The 22,767-nt window shown below is 33.6% G+C and carries 20 protein-coding genes; 14 read left to right on the top strand and 6 right to left on the bottom strand.

The window, feature by feature from the left end; all coding sequences use genetic code 11:
- Positions 1-145: 145 nt before the first annotated feature.
- Together ACFSC2_RS15075 and topA are read right to left on the bottom strand one after the other, a co-directional pair.
- A complete protein-coding gene (locus tag ACFSC2_RS15075) occupies positions 146-1,297 on the bottom strand; it encodes a formimidoylglutamase (protein WP_379814576.1) in 1,152 nt (383 codons plus the stop codon).
- A 3-nt stretch (positions 1,298-1,300) separates the two neighbouring features.
- Positions 1,301-3,832, bottom strand: coding sequence for a type I DNA topoisomerase (gene topA / locus ACFSC2_RS15070; RefSeq protein WP_379814577.1), 2,532 nt, complete (start codon positions 3,830-3,832; stop codon positions 1,301-1,303).
- 402 nt (positions 3,833-4,234) lie between these two features.
- Between topA and miaB the strand changes: the two genes are divergently transcribed.
- From miaB to ACFSC2_RS15025, 9 genes are all read left to right on the top strand, one after another.
- Positions 4,235-5,680: a tRNA (N6-isopentenyl adenosine(37)-C2)-methylthiotransferase MiaB gene (gene miaB / locus ACFSC2_RS15065; RefSeq protein WP_379814578.1), complete on the top strand. Its 1,446-nt coding sequence runs from the start codon at positions 4,235-4,237 to the stop codon at positions 5,678-5,680.
- Positions 5,681-5,759: 79 nt separating this feature from the next.
- On the top strand, positions 5,760-6,131 hold the full coding sequence (locus tag ACFSC2_RS15060; protein ID WP_379814579.1) for a GxxExxY protein: 372 nt from the start codon (positions 5,760-5,762) through the stop codon (positions 6,129-6,131).
- Positions 6,132-6,238: 107 nt separating this feature from the next.
- The gene (locus tag ACFSC2_RS15055) at positions 6,239-7,498 is read left to right on the top strand and encodes a sigma-54 interaction domain-containing protein (protein ID WP_379814580.1); all 1,260 of its coding nucleotides are present in this window, start codon (positions 6,239-6,241) and stop codon (positions 7,496-7,498) included.
- 98 nt (positions 7,499-7,596) lie between these two features.
- Entirely contained in the window at positions 7,597-8,100 is a 504-nt protein-coding gene (locus ACFSC2_RS15050; protein WP_379814581.1) for an LptE family protein, read from the top strand.
- 67 nt (positions 8,101-8,167) lie between these two features.
- Complete coding sequence (locus ACFSC2_RS15045) at positions 8,168-9,916, top strand: tetratricopeptide repeat protein (RefSeq protein ID WP_379814582.1); 1,749 nt, start codon at positions 8,168-8,170, stop codon at positions 9,914-9,916.
- Between the two features lie 3 nt (positions 9,917-9,919).
- Positions 9,920-10,261 (top strand): preprotein translocase subunit SecG, encoded by a 342-nt coding sequence (secG, locus tag ACFSC2_RS15040; protein WP_379814583.1) that lies wholly within the window; start codon positions 9,920-9,922, stop codon positions 10,259-10,261.
- A 144-nt stretch (positions 10,262-10,405) separates the two neighbouring features.
- The gene (locus tag ACFSC2_RS15035; protein ID WP_012023920.1) at positions 10,406-10,681 is read left to right on the top strand and encodes a co-chaperone GroES; all 276 of its coding nucleotides are present in this window, start codon (positions 10,406-10,408) and stop codon (positions 10,679-10,681) included.
- 83 nt (positions 10,682-10,764) lie between these two features.
- Positions 10,765-12,396, top strand: coding sequence for a chaperonin GroEL (groL, locus tag ACFSC2_RS15030; RefSeq protein WP_379814584.1), 1,632 nt, complete (start codon positions 10,765-10,767; stop codon positions 12,394-12,396).
- Positions 12,397-12,718: 322 nt separating this feature from the next.
- A complete protein-coding gene (locus ACFSC2_RS15025; RefSeq protein WP_379814585.1) occupies positions 12,719-13,918 on the top strand; it encodes an alkaline phosphatase family protein in 1,200 nt (399 codons plus the stop codon).
- A 356-nt stretch (positions 13,919-14,274) separates the two neighbouring features.
- Here the strand turns inward: ACFSC2_RS15025 and ACFSC2_RS15020 are convergent, their stop codons facing one another.
- From ACFSC2_RS15020 to ACFSC2_RS15005, 4 genes are all read right to left on the bottom strand, one after another.
- The gene (locus tag ACFSC2_RS15020; RefSeq protein ID WP_379814586.1) at positions 14,275-15,114 is read right to left on the bottom strand and encodes an oxidoreductase; all 840 of its coding nucleotides are present in this window, start codon (positions 15,112-15,114) and stop codon (positions 14,275-14,277) included.
- A gap of 91 nt (positions 15,115-15,205) precedes the next feature.
- Entirely contained in the window at positions 15,206-16,114 is a 909-nt protein-coding gene (locus ACFSC2_RS15015) for a helix-turn-helix domain-containing protein (RefSeq protein ID WP_379814587.1), read from the bottom strand.
- A gap of 204 nt (positions 16,115-16,318) precedes the next feature.
- Positions 16,319-17,848, bottom strand: a complete 1,530-nt coding sequence (locus ACFSC2_RS15010) for a SulP family inorganic anion transporter (protein WP_379814588.1) — start codon at positions 17,846-17,848, stop codon at positions 16,319-16,321.
- 122 nt (positions 17,849-17,970) lie between these two features.
- The gene (locus ACFSC2_RS15005; RefSeq protein WP_379814589.1) at positions 17,971-18,180 is read right to left on the bottom strand and encodes a hypothetical protein; all 210 of its coding nucleotides are present in this window, start codon (positions 18,178-18,180) and stop codon (positions 17,971-17,973) included.
- 308 nt (positions 18,181-18,488) lie between these two features.
- Here ACFSC2_RS15005 and ACFSC2_RS15000 point away from each other — a divergent pair, with 308 nt between their 5' ends.
- The 5 genes from ACFSC2_RS15000 (at position 18,489) to ACFSC2_RS14980 (ending at position 22,728) form a co-directional block, all read left to right on the top strand.
- Entirely contained in the window at positions 18,489-19,484 is a 996-nt protein-coding gene (locus ACFSC2_RS15000) for a sensor histidine kinase (protein WP_379814591.1), read from the top strand.
- A complete protein-coding gene (locus ACFSC2_RS14995) occupies positions 19,460-20,173 on the top strand; it encodes a LytR/AlgR family response regulator transcription factor (protein WP_379814592.1) in 714 nt (237 codons plus the stop codon). Before ACFSC2_RS15000 ends, ACFSC2_RS14995 begins: the two co-directional genes overlap by 25 nt.
- Positions 20,174-20,339: 166 nt before the next feature.
- A complete protein-coding gene (locus ACFSC2_RS14990; RefSeq protein ID WP_379814593.1) occupies positions 20,340-20,747 on the top strand; it encodes a hypothetical protein in 408 nt (135 codons plus the stop codon).
- Between the two features lie 2 nt (positions 20,748-20,749).
- Positions 20,750-21,967: a hypothetical protein gene (locus tag ACFSC2_RS14985; protein WP_379814594.1), complete on the top strand. Its 1,218-nt coding sequence runs from the start codon at positions 20,750-20,752 to the stop codon at positions 21,965-21,967.
- Positions 21,968-22,047: 80 nt separating this feature from the next.
- Complete coding sequence (locus tag ACFSC2_RS14980) at positions 22,048-22,728, top strand: hypothetical protein (RefSeq protein ID WP_379814595.1); 681 nt, start codon at positions 22,048-22,050, stop codon at positions 22,726-22,728.
- The last annotated feature ends 39 nt before the right edge of the window (positions 22,729-22,767 follow it).

The following is a 22,767-nucleotide window of genomic DNA, read 5'->3' as shown; positions in this document are numbered from 1 at the left end:
AAAAAAAAAATATTTCATCGATAAACTGTATTAAAAACTCGATGTAAAACGTTAATTTTTATAGTATATATTAATTTTCTTACTAATTAATTTTAACTTTTTTCAAGAAATTTTAAAAATTTAAAATTTCGAGCAAATTTTGCAATTATAAAGCGTTTTTTCGCTGCGCTTTCCACCATCTTTCTGGCAATTCTTGATTGCAAGCCGACAAATATTCGTCGTAAGAACATGGTAATAACGTATTTCTTTTTAATTTATTGTTACCGCTAGATTGGTATGGAATTTCGATCCACCAACGATCGGTTTTGTCACTTTTATAGAAAATAAGTTCTTCATCTTCTAACGGAACTATATACTTTAAATAGTTAGCACGACTTCCGAATGGATATTCTTTTGAACGATAATGATACCCCTCAATAAAATACCAGACAATCTGAGCAATTATAACAGATTCTGCCATTGTACTATTGTGATTAAAAATCCCAAAAGCAGAGACTTTATCACTTATTCCAGCATATCTTGCTAAAGCACAAATCTCTTTTCCGTTAAAACCATTTGGCTCAAAAGAAACCGAATTTCCTGATGCTGAAGATTTTACCGAATTCAAATCGATACTTACTAAATCGGCATCTCTAAAAATAGGCTCTGCCAAAGCAATTTTATTTGAAATCTCTCCTAAACGATACGCATCAAAAAACAACTTTTCGATCAAATCGATTTCTTCTTGTGAATTATAATAGGTTTGATACCCAATATTACAATAGTTAAAAAGATTATTTGGCGCATCGATTATGATTTTTGTAAGATATGAATTAGCCGAAACTAATTCATTTTCTTTTCCAAAATCAAATTTATTATCTACAGCTACTAAATTTACCATTTGCTCTAAGTCGTCATAGGCACGGTATAAAGCATAAGTCAAATCCTGAGAACCTCCCACGACTATAGGAATCACTTTATTCTTAATTAAGGAAGCCGTAACTTTCTTCAAAGCATAGTAAGTATCCTCTATAGAATCTCCTGCAAGTATATCTCCCAAGTCTGCAATAGATGCATCCCAGTTACCAGGAAACATACTATATAGTTTTTTACGAACCGCAGTAAGATTCACTTCATTAACCATATTGATGTTTGTACGATCTTCTAAAACACCAATAATAGCAATATTTATTTTTTCGATATCAGGAAACTGATCTTGGGTATGAAATACAATTTTACTCCCAAGCTCTTGTGAAGACAGTGTACCAACGAATTTTACAATTGCGTCATTTACTGGTTCTAGAAAATCAAATTCCATCTATTATTTCTTTTTAGCAGCTGTTTTAGCTGGAGCTTTTTTAGCGGTTGTTGTTTTTTTGGTTGCGGTTGTCTTTTTAGCCGCTGTTTTTTTTGCTGGAGTTTTAGCTGCGATCATTTCCTGAACTTGTGCTAATGTCAATTTTGCAGCGTCAACATCTTTACTTAATTCAATTTTGATCTTTCCTTTTAGGATTACAGAACGTCCCCAACGTGCTTTCTCAACTACAATTCCTTCTTCTTCCCAATTATGAAGTACTTTATCAATATTTTTTTGCAGTTTATCTTCAATTAATTCTTCAACATCTGCTTGTGATAAATTATCAAAATTGTATTTTTTACTCACATTAACAAAAAGTCCGTTCCATTTAATGAATGGACCAAAACGTCCCACTCCTTTTTGAACCGCTTCTCCTTTATAAGTAGCAATCGGTGCATCAGCTAATGCTTTTTCATCGATTAGTTCCTGAGCTCTTTCTTTAGAAACATTCAACGGATCTTCTCCTCTTGGTAATGAAATAAAGACACTTCCGTGACGAACATAAGGACCGTAACGACCATTACTAACTTCTACTTCTTCTCCTTTATAGTCACCTAAACTTTTTGGAAGCAGGAATAAATTTAAAGCTTCTTCAAGTGTAATGTTTCCAATATTTTGATCTGCCATTAAGCTGGCAAATTTTTTATCTTCGTCGTCCGCTTCTCCAATTTGAGCCATTGGACCAAATTTTCCTAAACGAACAGAAACTTGTCTTCCGTCTGCATCTTTTCCTAAGATTCTTTCACCGCTTTCACGTTCAGCATTAGCCTCAACTTCTTTTACATTTGGGTGAAACTGATTGTAGAAATCCTGCATCATTTTTGCCCAATCGATATTTCCTTCGGCAATTTCGTCAAAATCCTGCTCTACTTTTGCAGTGAAATTATAATCTAAGATGTTTCCGAAATTCTTTACCAAGAAATCCGTTACAATTGTTCCGATATCTGTTGGAACTAATTTTCCTTTATCAGAACCTGTATTTTCTTTTAAAAGCTTCTCACCAACTTTGCTGTTTTGCAAAGTAAGTTGTGTATAATTACGCTCCTGACCTTCTAAAGTTCCTTTTTCAACATAATTTCTGTTGATAATAGTTGAAATAGTCGGTGCATAAGTAGAAGGACGTCCAATTCCAAGTTCCTCTAGTTTTTTAACCAAAGATGCCTCAGTGTAACGTGCAGGCGGTCTTGAATATCTTTCTGTAGCTGTAATATAGTTATTTGCTAATTTCTCGTTTACTTTTAAAGCCGGAAGCATCCCTTCTTGTTCTTCTTCATCATCATCGTGACCTTCTAAGTATACTTTTAAGAAACCTTCAAAAAGCAAAACTTCTCCAGAAGCTGTAAAAATTTCGCTGTGATTGTCTGCTTCAATTTTTACGTTTGTTCTCTCTAACTGCGCATCGCTCATTTGAGATGCCAAAGTTCTTTTCCAGATCAAATCGTACAAACGAGCCTGATCACGGTCAATGTTTACAGTATGACGCGACATGTCTGTCGGACGAATTGCTTCGTGCGCTTCTTGTGCTCCTTTGTTTTTGTTAGCAAAAACACGAGGTTTAGAATATTCTTTTCCGTAAGATTTGATGATTTCTGCTTCTGCAGCATTCATTGCTTCGTTAGAAAGATTTACTGAATCCGTTCTCATATATGTAATAAGTCCAGCTTCGTACAAACGCTGCGCAAGCTGCATGGTAATTCCAACTGGCAAGTATAATTTTCTCGCTGCTTCCTGTTGCAACGTAGAAGTTGTAAAAGGTGCTGTTGGAGATTTTTTGGTAGGTTTAGTTTCTAAATCTGCTACCTTATATTTAGAACCGATATTTTGATTTAAGAAATCTTCGGCTTCTTTTTTAGTATTAAAGTTTTTTGGAAGTTTTGCTTTGAAAGCTTTTCCGGCTTCGTTTACAAATTCTGCAACAATCGAATAGGTTGCAACAGCATTGAAATTTTGAATTTCGCGTTCTCTCTCTACAATTAATCGCACAGAAACCGACTGCACACGTCCAGCAGAAAGTCCACCTTTAATTTTTCTCCATAAAACTGGAGATAATTCGTAACCTACTAAACGGTCTAAAACTCTTCTCGCTTGTTGTGCATTTACTAAATTATAATCAATTTCTCTTGGATTGTCGATTGCTTTTAGAATCGCAGTTTTTGTAATCTCGTGAAAAACAATTCGTTTGGTCTTTTTTGTATCTAGTTTTAATTCTTCCGCCAAGTGCCATGAAATAGCCTCTCCCTCGCGGTCCTCATCGCTCGCTAACCAAACCGTTTCGGCATTCTTTGATAGTGATTTAAGTTTCGTTACCAAGGCTTTCTTATCCGGAGAAACTTCATATTTAGGTTTAAAACCATTCTCTACATCTACTCCTATTTCCTTTGATGGTAAGTCGGCTATGTGACCATAACTTGACTCCACCTGAAAATCACTTCCGAGAAATTTCTCTATCGTTTTCGCCTTTGCAGGTGACTCCACTATTACTAAATTCTTTGCCATTGCTCTTATTTTCTGCAACAAAAGTATTTATTTTTTTTAAATATTAACCTTAAGGATGCATTTTTGAAGTATTTTGATATTATGAAACTTAAAATTGCAGATTTATCTGTAATATTCTGTATTATATATATAGGTATAACTTTTACCCGAAAATGTCCTTTTATTCTAAATTTTAGATTTTGAATGTAGATTTTAGATTTTGCAATTATGAATGATTTAAATCCCGCTCAGTCTAAAATCTTTATTCAAAAAATATAGATTGCTGATTTTAGACTACTGACTAAGTCTATTATTTAGACTCTACAACAACCTAAAATCTAAAATCAGAAATCTAAAATTCTTTTTCTGCCATCTTGTCATATTTAGCACAATTACCCTATCTTTGCACTTTGAATTTTTACAATGGAAAAGATTATTGAAGAAAGCAAGCAGGGCGAAAGTCTTGTTTTAGAAAATAAACCTGAGAATACTAAAAAACTATTTATAGAAAGTTACGGCTGTGCGATGAATTTCTCGGACAGTGAAGTCGTAGCTTCGATTTTATCTGACGGAGGATACAACACAACTTCAGTTTTAGAAGAAGCCGATTTGGTTTTGGTAAACACTTGCTCTATCCGAGACAAAGCAGAACAAACTATTCGTAAACGTCTTGAAAAATACAATGCAGTAAAACGCACTAATCCGAAAATGAAAGTGGGCGTTTTGGGCTGTATGGCTGAACGTTTGAAAAGTCAGTTTTTGGAAGAAGAAAAAATTGTTGATCTTGTTGTTGGTCCAGATGCTTATAAAGATCTTCCGAATTTATTAGCTGAAGTTGAAGAAGGACGTGATGCGATCAATGTTATTTTATCAAAAGAAGAAACTTACGGAGACATTTCACCTGTCCGTTTGATGAGTAACGGAATTACCGCTTTGGTTTCTATAACTCGTGGTTGCGATAATATGTGTACGTTTTGTGTTGTGCCTTTCACCCGTGGACGTGAGCGTAGTCGTGAACCACAAAGTATTATGACTGAAATTCAAGATTTATGGAGTAAAGGTTATAAAGAAGTTACACTTTTAGGGCAAAACGTTGACAGTTACCTTTGGTACGGCGGCGGTTTGAAAAAGGATTTCGTAAACGCTTCTGAAATGCAAAAAGCAACTGCGGTTGATTTTGATCAATTATTGGAAATGGTTGCTGTTGGTTTCCCTAAAATGCGTATTCGATTTTCGACTTCTAATCCGCAGGATATGCACGAAAGTATTTTACACGTGATTGCAAAATATCCAAATATATGTAAACACATTCACTTACCGGTTCAGTCTGGAAGTAACCGAATTTTAAAAGAAATGAATCGTCTGCATTCTCGCGAAGAATATATGGCTTTGATTGATAAAATTAGAGCAATTGTTCCAGATGCTTCGATTTCCCAAGATATGATTGCTGGTTTCCCAACAGAAACTGAGCAAGATCACCAAGACACAATGAGTTTAATGGAATATGTAAAATATAATTTCGGTTATATGTATTCGTATTCTGAACGTCCTGGAACTCTTGCAGGAAGAAAAATGGAAGATGATGTCGAAGAAGAAACTAAAGCAAGAAGATTACAGGAAATTGTTGATTTACAACAAAAACACGCTTGGTTTAGAAGTGAAGAATTCGTTGGTAAAACGGTTGAAGTTTTAGTGGAGAAAGTTTCTAAAAAATCTAAAGATGAATTCTCAGGAAGAAACTCTCAAAGCATTACGGTAGTTTTCCCAAAAGAGAATTACAAAATCGGTGATTTCGTAAACGTAAAAATCACAAGCTGTACAAGTGGAACTCTTAAGGGTGAAGCTGTTGGGCTTAGTAGCATGAATTGATTTTTTTTAGCCACTAATTACACAAATTTACACGAATTTTCTCTCAAAAAATTCTATATCTTTGCCGAAAAACAAAATAATGGAATTGTATAGAAAAGAAGAATATTATAAAGTTGTTGGGATTTGCATGGAAGTTCATAGAATATTAGGTGGAGGCCTTTTAGAAATTGTTTATAAAGATGCCTTAGAATATGAATTTAGGAAACATAATATTCCTTATGAACGTGAAAAAGAATATGACATTCAATATAAAGAAATTGTTTTAGCACATAAGTTTTATGCTGATTTTGTGGTTTATGATGAAATCATATTAGAAGTGAAAGCATTAAAAGAAATTATTGACGAACATATCGCTCAAACAATAAATTATTTAAAATTAGCTGATAGTGATTTAGGAATTATCGTTAATTTTAATAAAAAGACATTACAACACAAAAGAGTTATTCATTGACACGATTTCAAAAATTAGTGAAATTCGAGAAATTCGTGGCAAACAAAAATTACAAGCCAAAGTTTTAGGCAAAACCTGAAACAATAAATACTTGAAACAAATCACACATGGAAACAGTTCAAGCAATAAAACAGCGATTTGAGATTATTGGTAATGATCCGAAATTAAATCGTGCTATCGAAAAAGCCATTCAGGTTGCTCCAACTGATATTTCGGTTATGGTAACTGGGGAAAGTGGTGTTGGTAAAGAAAACATTCCAAGAATTATACATTCGCTTTCGCACAGAAAGCATGGTAAATATATTGCCGTAAACTGCGGTGCAATTCCAGAAGGAACAATTGACAGTGAGCTTTTCGGTCACGAAAAAGGTGCTTTTACAGGTGCAACAAGCACACGTGAAGGTTATTTTGAAGTGGCTGACGGCGGAACAATATTCCTTGATGAGGTTGGAGAACTTCCGTTAACTACTCAAGTAAGATTATTACGTGTTTTAGAAAACGGAGAATTCATAAAAGTAGGTTCATCGCAAGTTCAAAAAACGAATGTTCGTATCGTTGCTGCAACCAATGTGAATTTATTTAACGCAATTGAAAAAGGTAAATTCCGTGAAGATTTGTACTATCGTTTAAGTACTGTAGAAATCACTTTACCACCTTTAAGAGAAAGAAACGACGACATTCATTTATTATTTAGAAAGTTTGTAGCCGATTTTGCTCATAAATATAAAATGCCTCCTTTAAGATTGGATGATGATGCGGTGCAGCTTTTGCAGAAATTTAGATGGAGCGGAAATATTCGTCAGCTGCGAAATGTGGCTGAGCAGATTTCTGTTTTAGAAACTAATCGCGACATTAGCCTGGCAACTTTAAAATCATATCTGCCTGCAGAGGGAAGCAATCTGCCTTCTGTTATCAGCGAAAATAAAAAAGAAAGCGATTTCAGTACCGAAAGAGACATTTTATACAAAGTGCTTTTTGATATGAAAAGCGATTTGAACGATTTGAAAAAACTGACTTTGGAGCTGATGAAAAACGGCACTTCAAAAGTACAAGACATAAATCCAAATCTTATTCAGAAAATATACGGCAACCAACAGAATGACAGCGAAATTGATTTTGAAGAAGAACCAAGAACTGCTGTTATGACTGCGCCTGCTGTTCGCGAAGAAAGCTATCAAATTCCAGAAGATAATTATCTTTTCGCAGAAACCATTGAAGAAGAAGAAATTCTGCGTTTGGAGCAAAAAGAAATCGAAATGATCAAAAAATCATTAGAAAAAAACAAAGGAAAACGTAAAGCCGCTGCAGACGAGTTAGGAATTTCAGAAAGAACTTTATACCGTAAAATCAAACAATTCGACCTATAATAAATCTCAATATTTAAATTCCAAATACCAAATTAGTATATTTGGCAAGATTTGGAATTTGGAGTTTCAAAATCCTTGGAATTTGATTAATAAACATTATGAAAAAAATATATTCTCTTTTCGCATTTCTAAGCCTTTTTATGTTGAGTGGTTGCGGCATATATAACTTTACCGGAGCAAAACCAATTGATGCAAAAACATTTCAGGTTAACTTTTTCCACAACAATGCCGATCTTGTTGAGCCTGGAATTGATAGAGATTTTACATTGACTTTGCAGGATTTGATTATGAATCAAACCAATTTAAACTTGGTAAGTAATGGCGGGGATTTGGTTTACGAAGGAGAAATCATCGATTACAGAACTACTCCAATGGAGGCAACTGCAAATCAAGAAGCAGCAAAAAACCGTTTGACAATTCGTATCAATGTAAGATTTACGAATAAAAAGAAAGAAACTGACGACTTTGAAAGAGCTTTTGAATTTTATTATGATTTTGACGGACAAGCACTTCCATCAGGTTCTGTCTTAAACGATGCCATAAAAACTATTTACGAAAGAATTACGCAGGACATCTTTAATGAAACTCTTGCAAAATGGTAATTGATTTAAAAAAAATAAATCATACCTATATATATAATAAATAAAACTCGACGATAAACTGTAAAAAATGAACGTTACCGATTATACCTACTTAATGAACAAACCTGATGTGATTACAGAAAAACAGGCAGATGCATTAAGCAGTGTTTTGAATGAATTTCCATATTTTCAGAGTGCACGCGCACTGCGCTTAAAAGGGCTTTACAATCAAAACAGCTTTAAGTATAATTATGCTTTAAAAGTAACAGCGGCACATACGGCAGATCGTTCGGTTTTATTCGACTTTATTACTTCTGAAACTTTTACGTCTATTCAGAATGACTTTTTTGAACAAAAACTGAGAGACCTTCTTGAAATTAAAGTTTTTGACAGCGAAATTATTTCGCCAGAACAAATTCAAAAAGCGATTGCGGTAAAAGTAGATCCAATTGAGCAATCTATTTTAAATTCAATAAAAGAAGCTGAAGCTAAAACTGTTGCTGAACCGATAAAAACAGAACAACCTAAAGTTCCAGAAACTACAACTATAATAATTGAAGAACCTGCGAAAGAAGAACCTGTAATTACTCCTGTAGTAAACGAAAGTTCTAATGCAGTTGAAGAAATTACAGCTGCAAGTTTTGAAGAGCCTACAAAAACAGAAGAACCAAAAAATCATCTTAACATAGATCCTTCTATTTTCTTAGCTATTAAAGAAGCGCAATCGGTTACTTATGAAAAAGTCGTAAAAAAAGAAGAGCCAAAAGAACTGCCTGCTATTGACGAATCTATTTTTGCTACATTAAAAGATGCTCATTCGGTTACTTATGAAAAACCGAATGCTGAACCAGAATCAACTACTAACACAAAAGAAGCTGTTGCTGAAGAAGAAGCAAAAGCAGACCCAATCGAACGTTCTATTTTAAATTCTATTAAAGCAGCTGAAAATGTTGATGTTGAAGAAAAAACAGAAGAGCCCAAAATTGACACCGCAATTGAGCAATCAATTATAAATTCTATTAAAGAGGCAGAATCTGTCGATACAGAAATTGAAAATTCTAAAACAGATTCTTTTGCAGAAGAAACTGTTTCAAATACTATAGAAGAGGAAGAGGATTCGGTTATCGAAGAAATGATAATTCCAGAATTTAAAATAAATCCAATTGAAAGATCTATTCTATCCTCGATAAAAGAAGCTGAAACTGTAAGAGAAACTGAAACACCTATTACAGCAGAAACCAAACAAGAAATCGAGACTGAAGTTGAAGAAGAAACAGTAAACGAAATTGAGGAGCAAACCGAAGAGGTAATTGAACAAGAAAATGAAGAAATAGAAGAATCTATCGAATCTCTAAACATTGCCGAAGAACATCTTGAGATTGAAAAACCATTAGATTTTTCATTTAACGAGAAACATTCGTTTCAAGAATGGCTTCAATTATCTAGAACAGAACCTATTGATCGTTCTAAAGATGCTTCAGAAGATTCAGAATCCGATGATGCTGTTGCTGAAACCAAAAATAAAGAACAGCCTGTGGTAGATGTAAGACAAAAAAAAGCAGAAATAATCGATAAGTTTATCGAAAACAACCCGAAAATTTCACCAATTAAATCTGGAAACATCTCACCGATTATTCAATTTGAGAGTAATGACGAGGACAATTCATATATAATGACCGAGACTCTGGCCAGAGTATATCTGGAACAAAAGAAATATACAAAGGCAATTCAGGCATATGAAATATTAATTTTGAAATATCCAGAAAAAATTACTTTCTTTGCAGACCGCATATCGGATATAAAGATTTTACAACAAAATAACAATAACAATAATTAAGTAATGAGCACATTTTCAATTTTTTTAGTTTTAATTACAATAGTTTGTTTTCTATTGATCGTAGTTATCATGGTACAAAATCCTAAAGGAGGCGGATTGTCTTCTACAATCAGTGGAACGCAGATGTTAGGTGGCGTACAGAAAACTACTGACTTCTTAGATAAAAGTACATGGACTTTAGCAACTATTTTAATTGTGTTAATTTTACTTTCTAGCTTAAGTTTCACAGGATCTTTAAGCGATACTGAATCTAAAATCATTGACAAAACTGAAGCTCCTGCGACTACACCTGCAGCTCCAGCACAAGGAACTACTCCTGCTCCTGCAGCACCAGCAACTAAATAATTTTAGTTTAATATAAAAATCTAATGCCAGCCTGTCAAAGCTGGCATTTTTTTTAAGAAATAATGTCAGTTTTACCAGCATGGCATAATTTCTGAAAGTTTATAGAACATAAAAAAAATGTATAACTTATAATAATATAAAATCATGGCTTTAAACATTAAACCGCTTTCAGACCGCGTACTTATTGAGCCTGTTGCAGCTGAAACCAAAACTGCCTCAGGTATTTTTATTCCTGATACTGCCAAAGAAAAACCACAAAAAGGAACTGTAGTTGCAGTAGGAAACGGATCTAAAGATCATACTATGACTGTAAAAGTTGGTGATACTGTTCTTTACGGAAAATATGCTGGTACTGAACTAAAATTAGAAGGTACTGATTATTTGATTATGCGTGAGGATGATATTCTTGCAATTATCTAAAAATATATTGTATTAAGTACGAAGTATTAAGAATCAAGAACTTCGCTAACTTGAAACAAATCAAACTTTAAACAAAAATTAAAATGGCAAAAGATATAAAATTTGATATTGAAGCACGTGACGGTTTAAAACGTGGTGTTGATGCATTGGCAAATGCTGTAAAAGTAACTCTTGGACCAAAAGGTCGTAACGTAATCATCGGAAAATCTTTCGGAGGACCTACAGTTACTAAAGATGGTGTTTCTGTTGCAAAAGAAATCGAATTAAAAGACGCTCTAGAAAACATGGGAGCGCAAATGGTTAAAGAAGTAGCTTCTAAAACTAATGATTTAGCTGGAGACGGAACTACAACTGCAACTGTATTAGCACAAGCTATCGTAAAAGAAGGTTTGAAAAACGTTGCGGCAGGTGCAAATCCAATGGACTTAAAACGTGGTATTGACAAAGCTGTTGAAACTATCGTTGCTGACTTAGCAAAACAAGCTAAAGTTGTTGGAAGTGACTCAGACAAAATCAAACAAATCGCTTCTATCTCTGCAAACAATGATGAAGTTATTGGTGAATTAATCGCTACAGCTTTCGCTAAAGTTGGAAAAGAAGGTGTTATCACTGTTGAAGAAGCTAAAGGAACTGACACTTTCGTTGACGTTGTTGAAGGAATGCAGTTTGACAGAGGATATCTTTCTCCTTACTTCGTAACTAATCCAGAGAAAATGGAAGTTGAATTAGATTCTCCTTACATTTTATTATATGACAAAAAAGTATCTTCTTTAAAAGAATTACTTCCAGTTTTAGAGCCAGTTGCTCAATCAGGAAAACCATTATTGATTATTGCTGAAGATGTTGACGGAGAAGCTCTTTCTACATTAGTAGTAAATAAATTAAGAGGTGCTCTTAAAATTGCTGCTGTAAAAGCTCCTGGTTTTGGAGACAGAAGAAAAGCAATGTTAGAAGATATTGCCATCTTAACTGGCGGAACTGTAATTTCTGAAGAAAGAGGATATACTCTTGAAAATACAACTATCGAAATGTTAGGAAACGCAAAAAGAGTTTCTATCGATAAAGACAATACAACTATCGTAAGCGGTGCTGGTGAAGCAGATATCATCAAAAACCGTGTGAACCAAATTAAAGGTCAGATGGAAACTACTACATCTGATTACGATAAAGAAAAATTACAAGAGCGTCTAGCTAAACTAGCTGGAGGTGTTGCAGTTCTTTACGTTGGTGCAGCTTCTGAAGTTGAAATGAAAGAGAAAAAAGACAGAGTTGACGATGCTTTACACGCTACTCGCGCTGCTGTTGAAGAAGGAATCGTTGCTGGTGGTGGTGTTGCTTTATTAAGAGCTAAACTTGCTTTAGCTGACTTAAAAGCGGACAACGCTGACGAAGCGACTGGAATTCAAATCGTTTCTCGCGCTGTAGAATCTCCATTGAGAACTATCGTTGAAAACGCTGGTCTTGAAGGTTCTGTTGTTGTTTCTAAAGTATCTGAAGGTTCAGGTGATTTTGGTTACAATGCAAAAACTGACGAATATGTAGACATGCTTTCTGCTGGAATTATCGATCCTAAAAAAGTAACTCGTGTAGCTCTTGAAAACGCTGCATCTGTTTCTGGAATGATCTTAACTACAGAATGTGCATTAATTGATATTAAAGAAGAAAATGCTGGAGGCGGAATGCCAATGGGCGGCAGTATGCCAGGAATGATGTAATTCATTCTCTTCTTAAAACTTAAAAGCGCTGGATTTTTATCTGGCGCTTTTTTTTTCGCCACTGCCAATAAATATTGGGATGATTAGAAGGTTTTTTTTGCCACAAATTACACAAATTTTCACAAATTGAATTGGCGGAAATTTGTGTAATTTGTGGTTAAAAATAATTGCAATAATTGCAATCGTTTTAATCTGTGGTAACTTTTTGCGTAAAAAATTAGTGGAAATTAGTGCAATTCGTGGCAAACTTTTTTATTTAACATTCTCTTTTTCTTTAAAAAATCTATTATGGATAACTTTGCATCTTCAATAAATTTTAAAAATGAAAAAGTATTTTACTCTTCTCCTATCATTAATTTTCTTTTCACTTTCATTCTTTTTACAAGCCCAAAATAATAAAGACAATTATGTTGTTTTAATTTCGATGGATGGATTTCGTTGGGATTTTCAGAAACAATTTGATCTTCCGAATTTAAAGCAGATTGAAAAAGAAGGCGTTCACGCAAAATCCATGAAACCTTCTTATCCAACTAAAACTTTTCCAAATCATTATTCGATTGTAACAGGACTTTATCCAGATCATCACGGAATCATTAATAATGTTTTTTATGATGCATCTCTAAATCAATCTTTCTCATTATCAAGCGATGCAAAGAATGATTCCCGTTTTTATGGTGGAAATCCTATTTGGAATCTGGCAGAACAGCAAGGAGTAAAAACAGCCTCTTTCTTTTGGCCGGGATCTGATATTGACAATAGAAATCCAAGTATCTATAAAAAGTACGATAATAAAATTCCGTACGGTGCACGAATCGACACGGTTTTAAAATGGTTACAGCTTCCCGAAAAACAGAGACCTCATCTAGTAACTTTATATTTTGACGAACCCGATCATACAGGACATAATTTTGGTCCGCTTTCTCCGGAAAACAAAAAAATGGTCATCAAAATGGATTCAATTATGGGTGAGATTTCTAGAAAATTAGATCAATTACCAATCGGAAAGAAAATCAATTTAATAATCGTTTCTGATCACGGAATGGCCGATATTTCTAATGATAAAAAAGTAGCTGTTTTAGATTATTTAAAACCAGAATGGCTGGGTTATAAAGACGTTGTTAATCCGATTATGAGTTTACAGGCAAAATCAGGTTATCAAGATTCCATTGCAAATGCTTTAAAACAAGTGCCGCATATCAAGTTTTGGAAAACTACTGAAGTTCCAGAAAGACTTCATTACGGAACAAATCCAAGAGTGCATGATTTTGTTATTGTAGCTGAAAAAGGATGGAGTTTAGTAAGCAAAGAAAGCACACATATTAAGGGCGGAACGCACGGATATGATAATAATGAAAAAGAGATGCACGCCATTTTTTATGCAAAAGGCCCAGCTTTTAAAGTCAATAAAAAAGTAAATACATTTCAAAATGTTTCAGTTTATCCGCTAATTGCTCATATTTTAGGTTTACAAATCGGCGAAATCGACGGTAAATTGAGTGATGTAAATTTAATGCTTCGATAATTTTTTAATTAGATAATGTGGCAATTTGATAATTAGATAATGTATCAATTAGATAATTAGATAATGCGATGATTTGATAATTATCTAAAAAAATCAATTGCCTTCAGCTTTAGCTGGAGGTTATAGAATGCGAAAACAAAAGGCTTTAGCCAAACTTTTTAGTTCGGATAAAGCCTTTTTCAATGGCATTTATTTTCCTTCAGCTAAAGCTAAAGGCAATTCATCTAAATATGCATTATGTTAGATTCTTGGTACGTATGCCTCTACAATAATTATAGATAAAATAATCTACTCAAACAATTATCCCATTGCCTAATTATCTAATTATCACATTATCAAATTGCCACATTTTCTAATTAAAAATTAGTCCCAACAGAAACCTCTTTCCATTTTCCTAATTCACTTTGGACACTTGCAATTTTCTGATTGGCCATATTGAATGCATCTTCACCCAAAAACAAATGCAACGGCGGATTTTGATCTTCGCTTACTTTAATTAAAGCTTCTGCTAATTTTACTGGATCTCCCGGCTGATTTTCGCTGATCTGATCTTTGTGGGCACTTTCCGATTGTCTTACTTCTTTGTAAGCTTCATTCGGATTTTCTGGCAATAATAATGAACTATCTTTTAAGAAGTCAGTTCTAAAATAACCTGGATATACAATCGTTGCATGAACTCCAAATGGTTTGATTTCTGCTGCTAATGATTCTGTTAAACCTGCAACTGCAAATTTTGTTGAACAGTAAATCCCCCAGCCCGGAAATTCTCCAAAATATCCTCCAACAGAAGAAATATTAAAAATATGTCCGGATTTGTTAGCACGTAGAATTGGCATTGTATTTCTGATTACATTAAGCAATCCAAAAACATTTACCTCGAAGTTTTTTCTCGATTCAGCATCTGTTAATTCTTCCAAAGCGCCTAACAATCCGTAACCTGCATTGTTTACCAAAACATCGATTGTTTTAAAATGTCCTACCGTTTTATCAATTGCATTTTTCACGCTTTTTTCATCAACCAAATCCATTTCCAATGGAAGGAAGTTTTCAGATGAATTTCCCAATACAGCAATTAACGAAGCTTCATTTCTTGATGTTGCTGCTACTCTATAACCTTGCGCTAATAATTTTTTAGCCAATTCTAATCCGATTCCTTTTGAGGCTCCTGTAATGAACCAAACTTTGTTATTTCCCATGATTTTAATTTTTTACGTTATAATTACAGGACAAAGGTATTGGCGAAGTGCTTCTCAAAAATTAAAGCAATCAAGCAAGAAGCTGCAAAAATCAAACAATTTCGGTTAATCGATAGTTTTTAGGCGAAACCTGAACATTTTTCTTGAAAAAATTAATGAAGTGAGACAACTCATCGAATCCTAAACACCAGGCAATTTCGCTAATATTCCAATTAGTTTGTTTGAGTAGAATCATCGCTTCCTGCACAATTCTTTCTGAAATAATCTGAGAAGTAGTCTTTCCAGTCGTTTCTTTTAAAGCTTTATTCAAATGATTTACATGCACATTTAACTGTTGCGAAAATTCTGAAGGAGAACGAAAATTAATCTGCTGCGAAATAGATTCAATCGGAAACTGGCGCTCTAGTAATTCTAAAAACAAGGAAGAAATTCGAATAGTCGCGTTTGATTTACTATATAATGAAGCAGTTACGGTTTGTGTTTTAAGCGCAAGATGAATTATCTCAAAAACCAAATTTCGAATAACATCATATTTAAAAGCGTAATCGGAATTAATTTCTTCTAACATTTTTAAATATACCGTTTTCAAAGATGCTGCCAATTCCTGCGAAACGGGAACAACCGGATTTCCGCCTGGCTGGAACAAAGGATATTCTTTTAAATTACCAAACTGACTAAAAAAAGCATCTGTAAAAATGCAGAAAAAACCGGTTTGATTTTCATCAATATGCTCCCAGCTGTATGGAATTTGGGGATTTGCAAAAAACAAAGCCTGATCTTCAATAGGAACAACTTTATCAGCATAATGCACTTTGTTTTTTCCGATGATTAGACTTATTTTATAAAAGTCTTTTCGAGTATAAGGCAAAGGACTGCAAGTACTTCCAATATATTCGTCCAATTTAAAAACATTAAAATGTCCGATTTCTTTTTTAAGATTCTCGGGCATTCCTTGTATTTTAACGGTGTAAAAATCTTCTAAGGTTTCTGTCATTTTCATTTTACAAAGTTACGAAAATCAAATTATTAATTAGATAATTTGAAAATGTGCCAATTAAAAAATGTGTCAATTAGATAATTAGACAATTAGATAATTATTAAAAAGGGCTTATAAAACAAACCCGACAGGTTTTAGAAACCTGTCGGGTTTAGCGTTATTAAAATCATCAATTATCTAATTACTAATTGTCACATTATCTAATTCTCAAGACACCACCTTATAATTCGGATCTTCAATAACATTCACCTTAATGACTGCATCTGCGTTTTTAAGTAATTGTCTGCAGTCTGGACTCAAATGTTCTAATTCGATTACTTTATCTAATTGATTGTATTTTTTAGTCAAATTATTAAGTGCTTCAATCGCTGACATATCTGAAACTCGGCTTTCTTTAAAATCAATAATGACATGATTTGGATCGTTCTGAATATCAAATTTTTCAGCAAAAGCGGTTACAGAGCCAAAGAATAACGGACCATAAATCTCGTAATGTTTTATTCCGTTTTCATCAATATAATTTCGCGCGCGGATACGTTTGGCACTTTCCCATGCAAAAACCAAAGCCGAAATAATTACACCTATTAAAACTGCCAAAGCCAGATTATGCAGTACAATTGTAACCACCGCTACCAGAACTCCAACAAAAATGTCGTGTTTCGGCATTTTGGTAATAATCCTGAAACTTGCCCATTCAAACGTGGTAATGGCAACCATCATCATTACGCCAACCAAAGCAGCCATTGGCAATTTTCCGATTAAGGGCGCTCCGAAAAGCACTATCATTAAAATAGTCAAAGAAGCAATAATTCCAGAAAGTCGTGCACGTGAACCCGCACCAAGATTAACTAACGTCTGTGCAATCATCGGACAGCCTCCCATTCCGAAGAAAAATCCATTTAAGATATTTGAACTTCCTTGCGCTATACATTCACGATTACTGTTTCCGCGAGTTCCTGTTATTTCGTCAACTAAATTTAATGTCAACAAACCTTCTGTTAAACCAACCGCTGCCACAATTACCGCATACGGAAATATCACTTGAAAAGTCTCCAAAGAAATTGGAATATTCGGAATATGAAACGGCGGAAAACCACCTTGTACAGACGCAATATCTTCTACCGTTTTGGTTTCGATATTAAAAACAATCACTAAAGCAAAAACTACCATAATAGCAACCAAAGAAGCCGGAACTGCTTTTGTGATTTTTGGAAAAACCAAAACAATTCCAACCGTCAAAAGCACCAAACCCAGCATAATATAAAGCGGTGTTCCCTGTAGCCAAGAAGTTTGTCCGTTGATCATGGTTTTAAATTGTTCCAATTGCGACATAAAAATCACAACCGCCAAACCATTTACAAAACCGTACATAACGGGTTGCGGCACTAACCTAATAAATTTTCCGAGTTTAAAAAGTCCGATCAAGATCTGAACGATACCGCCAAGAGCGACGGCAGCAAAAACATATTCTATTCCATGCGATTTCATTAAAGCGATCAAAACAATTACTGTCGCTCCTGCTCCGCCTGAAATCATTCCAGGTCTGCCTCCAAAAATGGCTGTTACCAAACCAGCAATAAAAGCTGCATATAAACCTGCAAGAGGCGGAAATCCAGCCAAAATAGCAAAAGACAATGATTCCGGAATCATCGTCATGGCGACAGTTAAACCTGCTAAAATTTCGTTTTTGTAATTGACTTTTTGAGTAAAGTCAAATAATTGGAGTGCTTTTTTCATACCGCGCAAAATTAGAAAATAATGCGCAGAAACCTTTCTCCAATAAAAACTAAAAAACTATTGTTTTAAAACTGCTCCAAAAGCAGTACAACACAAGTAATAATAAAACTTATCATAATCGTTTACTCTAATTTTACACAACTATACCCGAGACAATTTACATAATTAATGATGTTTTTCCATTGCAGATCAACACCCTCAACACGCAAGATTTTATCACAGTCTTCTAAGTCAAAATTTATTTTATATGCCGGAAACTGTCTTTTGATTACAGCAATAATATAATTTGTATCGGTTTCTTTTTGAACATTTGTTTTAAAAACTTCTACCATGATTACTTTTATTTATTGGACTAAACTTTAAATTAAAAACATTTTTAAATGCATTGTAATTCAGAATCTAAAATAACCTTGAGCTTCTTTTTGTGACTGTAAAACAATTAGACGCTTCTCTTTTATTTCTGTTACACGCAAACTGTAACTTTTTGAAAACAGTTTTAAATTTCAAAACAAAAATATATCTCAAGTACTTAATTATATAGCCTTTTTATACCAACGGCGTATGATTTATACGAATGGCGTTCGCATAATTTTAAACTGCAAAGTGCTATAAATTATATTATTGACTTATTTTTGCCGTTATGACGATTCTCAAAATTTATCAGAACTTTTTTCTTCGAAATCTCTTTATTAACACCCTTATTTATGTCATTATCATTGCGTGCGTTTATGATGAGGTAAAATTAGGCGGTCACAACTGGACCTATCTTCTCAGCATGGTTGCCATTGGTTATTTTCCGTGTATTGTCTGGATTACGAGTTTTAATGTTTTTATTATCAAGGAAGTTTTATTTCGAAAAAAAGTCAAGTTGTTCTTCTTGCTCTTCTTGATGTATTGGACAACTTTCTATTTTTTCATGAATTGGTTTTTTCCTCTTGTCGGACTTGGAGAATTAAAAACCCTGCAGATTTTATCGTTAATTGTAAACGGTATTTTATTCTTTTTTGTTCATATGGTAATTACCAAAAAAATTTCGCAGACCGACAAAGACATCATAAATTTTAAATCAGAGCTTTCGTTTTTAAAACAACAGCTTAATCCGCATTTTTTATTGAATGCTATGAATAATCTCTACGGAGAATCGCTGGCAGAACCAGACAAACTTCCCGACAGAATCCTGAACCTTTCTGATTTATTACGATATCAATTAGAAGCGACTAAAAAGGATTTTGTTTTTATTTCGGAAGAAATCAGCTTTATCAAAAAATATATCGAATATTATACGTTTCGAAATGAAAGACTTGCCGTAACTCAAAATTTTGAAGTGGAGTTTGAGCATCTCGAAATTCCGCCTTTGCTATTTTTTCCTTTGGTTGAAAATGCCGTTAAGTTTTCTGCCGAAATGCCAGAACCGTTTATTACCGCCGATTTAAAAATAAAATGCCGTAATCTGACTTTTACTTTAAAAAACAATTGTCTCGAATCGGGTTCGCGATTATCGAGTACGGGAATCGGAATGGAAAACCTCAAACGACGTCTTAAAGTCTACGGCCTTCGTCATGATTTGTCGTGCAAGAAAGAAAAAGATACCTTTATCGTAAAATTGAGTATATGGAATTTACCTACCGTTGCCTGATTATAGACGATGAATCGCCTGCACACAAGGCGCTCGCATCGCATATTGCCAAGTTTGACGATTTGGAACATTCTGGAAGCGCCTACAGCGGTATTGAAGCGCTTAAAATGCTTAACGAAAACAAATACGATATTATTTTTCTGGATATTAATATGCCTGTAATCTCTGGCGTAGAATTAATGGAATCCCAGCCCAACCGCCCCATCACGATTGTAACTACTGCGTATTCTGATTATGCGCTTTCGGCGTACCAAAACGATGCGATTGATTATTTGATGAAACCCATTTCGTTCGAAAAATTTTCTAAAGCAATCGAAAAAGCCCGAACGTATCATTCTGGAAACAATATTAAAAAAGAAAATAACAGCCACGAAAAAACCATTTCGTATCGTTCGAACGGCCAGATGATTGATATTATCTTAAGTGATATTTTGTATATCGAAAGTCTCGGAAACTACATGAAACTCTACAGCTGTAAACTTAAATCGCCAATTATTATTTACGGTTCGCTTTCGAGCATTAGCAGCGAAATTGATTGTGCTAATTTTATTCAAGTGCATCGCTCCTATATTGTAAACACCCGCGAAATCATTTCGGTTACTTTTAAATCTTTAACGATGTCGAATAATGATGTTATTCCTGTGGGACGGAAATACCAGATTTTGTTAGACAATTTGATAATTAGATAATGTTTGAATTAGATAATTTGAGAATTTGTCAATTAGATAATTTTTGAAAAGCTCAACTTTAAATAGTTGGGCTTTTTTTTGTAGTAAAAAACCGTATTTATACGCATTGTAAAAAGTTAAACAAGTGTTAATATTGCTTAAGATAACCCAAAATAAACTTAGCACTATGAAATCAGAAATTTATCAAGTAGAAAATAATGACACCCCTGTCTTTATTACTGTTACGGTTTTAACACCGGGAATTGCGGAAACCGAAGTAACCAAATATTTAACCAATGGAAGTTATATTGTTGTTGCAAATTCTCCTAATGCGACTGGCATTATTCCCAGAACTCTATTAGGCACTGGTAAAGAATTAGTTGGAAAATCTATCGAAATTGACACTGATATTTATTTGGATCATATTCCAAAAGACGACTGGCCTGTTTGCTATAAAAATTTACAGATTAAATATTACTTAGAAGGAGGAAAAGCAGATCAACAACAGCCTTTTCTTTGTCTGCCAGCAGACAAACATAAAAGTAAATCTGGAAAAACAATTGGAGCTGAAAAATTTATTGATATAACTCTTTAATCATGAAAAATTGTATTCAATCTATTATTCTTATTTTATTTATCATATTTAATGCAAATGCTCAACAAGACATAAGTATTGAAGACTTAAAAACACCTCATTCTCCTGGTTTTCAAATTCTCGATATTGCACCAACTTCTATTGAGCGCCCAGCAAATCCAAAAGCTTTGGGGGTGAGTTTACTTAGCTTAACAAGTAGTGGAACAGTTATACCAAAGAACTTCGCAATGGAAATTTCTCCCTACTGGTACACAAAATCTGATAACGCTAATGTTTATCAATATTTAAGTATTAATACTGAGAACAAAGAAACTTTTGATATAAAAGGAATTCTTAGAAAAATGAGTATTTCTATAGCTTCTGTATTTAACGATTCAACCTCAGGAAGTTTAATAAAAAACACTAACTATATTTCATTTGGTGTTCGTACTACTTTATTTACATATCGAGAGGCTTCTCAAAACGAGAAATTAAATCAATCCTTAAAAAATATTACAGATAAAATAAAAGAGATTAAAAGCAATGATATAGAAAAGAGAAAATTAATCGGTATGCGTGTTAAGTATAGAAGTGAATTAAATAATGAGACTGATCAAGACAAAAAGGCTGTAATAATATCCAAAATTGCTTCAATTGAAACTCAAATAGACAACTTAATAGAGGCTTCTCCTGAAGAGTTAGAAAAAAAACTAGATGCAGACGAAGAGGTTCAAAAAAATATAAAATTACTGAAGCAGCTCCCTTTATTTCAACTTGATGGTGCTTTTGCATATTCTGAAGCTATTCCTGGAAATAAATACGAAAACAACAGATTTAATAGAAGTGGCTTTTGGCTTAATGCTTCATTTAATGCTCTCAGCATAAATAAGGAAAAATTAAACGATTGTCTTTCAATATTAGGAACTTTAAGATTTATAACGGATAACACACTTGTAGAAAACACCCTCAATGAGTTTAAAAAAAATAAAGCTTTTGATTATGGTTTAAAAGCTGAATATACTGTTAATGATTTTTCAGTTTCAATTGAATATTTAAAAAGAGAATATTCTGATAATAGTGAATTGAATAGTGAAAGAACAGTTGGTCTTCTTGAATATAAGCTCAATGATAATTTATATTTTACAGGCACATATGGGAAAAATTTTGGTGCAGAAAACAATCTTTTTACATTATTTGGAATAAATTATGGTTTTGGAAAATCTTCCTTAAAAACTGAATAAAAATTCTCTTTATTTACGTGAGTGAGCATTTAGCTCATGTTTATTGGCTGTAAATTAATAAACCTATTAAACCCTAAAAAATGCTAAATATTAACTACTCTGAAACAGGCGATATAGCCTTAAAAAATCAAAATACATTACGTAGAATTGTTGGAGCTCTTGGAATGTTTCTGCCCTTGGCACTTTATCTTTTTATCGAGATTGATAGCAATTACTCTACAGTTTTACCTTCAATTAGTCATTATTATTACACTCGAGCAGCGGGAATATTTGTAATTATTGTTAGTATGCTTTCTGTTTTTCTTCTTATCTATAAAGGTGAAGACACCGCAGATTTTTACACTTCTACTATAGCAGGAATTTCGTCATTATTACTTTTATTATTTCCAACTGATAACCTATCGCAAAATTTTGATCCTGTATGCGTAACAGTACTTAAAACAAGTGATTTCAGAATGTACTTTCATTTTATATGTGCTGGGATTTTCTTGTTGTCATTAGCATATATGTCGGCTTTTTTATTTACAAAATCTAATTTACCAGCGCAAAGTCGTGGAAAGAAAAAAATAATTCGAAATAGAATTTATAGAATCTGTGCATTTTTAATAGTGGCAGCTATAGCTGCAATTATTATTTTTAGGCAATTTTTTCCATTAGTTTATGAGAAGTACCCTATAACCTTTTGGATGGAAGTAGTAGCTGTAGAAGCTTTTGGTTTTTCATGGCTCGTTAAAGGTAAATCTATTTTAGATGATAATTAACCTATAGGCTAAAACTAATTTAACCTTAAAATTACAAAA

The organism is Flavobacterium artemisiae (genome assembly GCF_042678225.1).
GTDB classification, from domain to species: domain Bacteria; phylum Bacteroidota; class Bacteroidia; order Flavobacteriales; family Flavobacteriaceae; genus Flavobacterium; species Flavobacterium artemisiae.
The sequence above is the reverse complement of the archived record's forward strand: the minus strand, read 5'-3'. Positions and strand labels throughout refer to the sequence as shown.

Excerpts from the sequence above, each read along its gene's own strand:
- ACFSC2_RS15075 (WP_379814576.1), bottom strand. The coding sequence starts at position 1,297 with ATGGAATTTGATTTTCTAGAACCAGTAAATGACGCAATTGTAAAATTC.
- topA (WP_379814577.1), bottom strand. The coding sequence starts at position 3,832 with ATGGCAAAGAATTTAGTAATAGTGGAGTCACCTGCAAAGGCGAAAACG.
- miaB (WP_379814578.1), top strand. The coding sequence starts at position 4,235 with ATGGAAAAGATTATTGAAGAAAGCAAGCAGGGCGAAAGTCTTGTTTTA.
- ACFSC2_RS15060 (WP_379814579.1), top strand. The coding sequence starts at position 5,760 with ATGGAATTGTATAGAAAAGAAGAATATTATAAAGTTGTTGGGATTTGC.
- ACFSC2_RS15055 (WP_379814580.1), top strand. The coding sequence starts at position 6,239 with ATGGAAACAGTTCAAGCAATAAAACAGCGATTTGAGATTATTGGTAAT.
- ACFSC2_RS15050 (WP_379814581.1), top strand. The coding sequence starts at position 7,597 with ATGAAAAAAATATATTCTCTTTTCGCATTTCTAAGCCTTTTTATGTTG.
- ACFSC2_RS15045 (WP_379814582.1), top strand. The coding sequence starts at position 8,168 with ATGAACGTTACCGATTATACCTACTTAATGAACAAACCTGATGTGATT.
- secG (WP_379814583.1), top strand. The coding sequence starts at position 9,920 with ATGAGCACATTTTCAATTTTTTTAGTTTTAATTACAATAGTTTGTTTT.
- ACFSC2_RS15035 (WP_012023920.1), top strand. The coding sequence starts at position 10,406 with ATGGCTTTAAACATTAAACCGCTTTCAGACCGCGTACTTATTGAGCCT.
- groL (WP_379814584.1), top strand. The coding sequence starts at position 10,765 with ATGGCAAAAGATATAAAATTTGATATTGAAGCACGTGACGGTTTAAAA.
- ACFSC2_RS15025 (WP_379814585.1), top strand. The coding sequence starts at position 12,719 with ATGAAAAAGTATTTTACTCTTCTCCTATCATTAATTTTCTTTTCACTT.
- ACFSC2_RS15020 (WP_379814586.1), bottom strand. The coding sequence starts at position 15,114 with ATGGGAAATAACAAAGTTTGGTTCATTACAGGAGCCTCAAAAGGAATC.
- ACFSC2_RS15015 (WP_379814587.1), bottom strand. The coding sequence starts at position 16,114 with ATGAAAATGACAGAAACCTTAGAAGATTTTTACACCGTTAAAATACAA.
- ACFSC2_RS15010 (WP_379814588.1), bottom strand. The coding sequence starts at position 17,848 with ATGAAAAAAGCACTCCAATTATTTGACTTTACTCAAAAAGTCAATTAC.
- ACFSC2_RS15005 (WP_379814589.1), bottom strand. The coding sequence starts at position 18,180 with ATGGTAGAAGTTTTTAAAACAAATGTTCAAAAAGAAACCGATACAAAT.
- ACFSC2_RS15000 (WP_379814591.1), top strand. The coding sequence starts at position 18,489 with ATGACGATTCTCAAAATTTATCAGAACTTTTTTCTTCGAAATCTCTTT.
- ACFSC2_RS14995 (WP_379814592.1), top strand. The coding sequence starts at position 19,460 with ATGGAATTTACCTACCGTTGCCTGATTATAGACGATGAATCGCCTGCA.
- ACFSC2_RS14990 (WP_379814593.1), top strand. The coding sequence starts at position 20,340 with ATGAAATCAGAAATTTATCAAGTAGAAAATAATGACACCCCTGTCTTT.
- ACFSC2_RS14985 (WP_379814594.1), top strand. The coding sequence starts at position 20,750 with ATGAAAAATTGTATTCAATCTATTATTCTTATTTTATTTATCATATTT.
- ACFSC2_RS14980 (WP_379814595.1), top strand. The coding sequence starts at position 22,048 with ATGCTAAATATTAACTACTCTGAAACAGGCGATATAGCCTTAAAAAAT.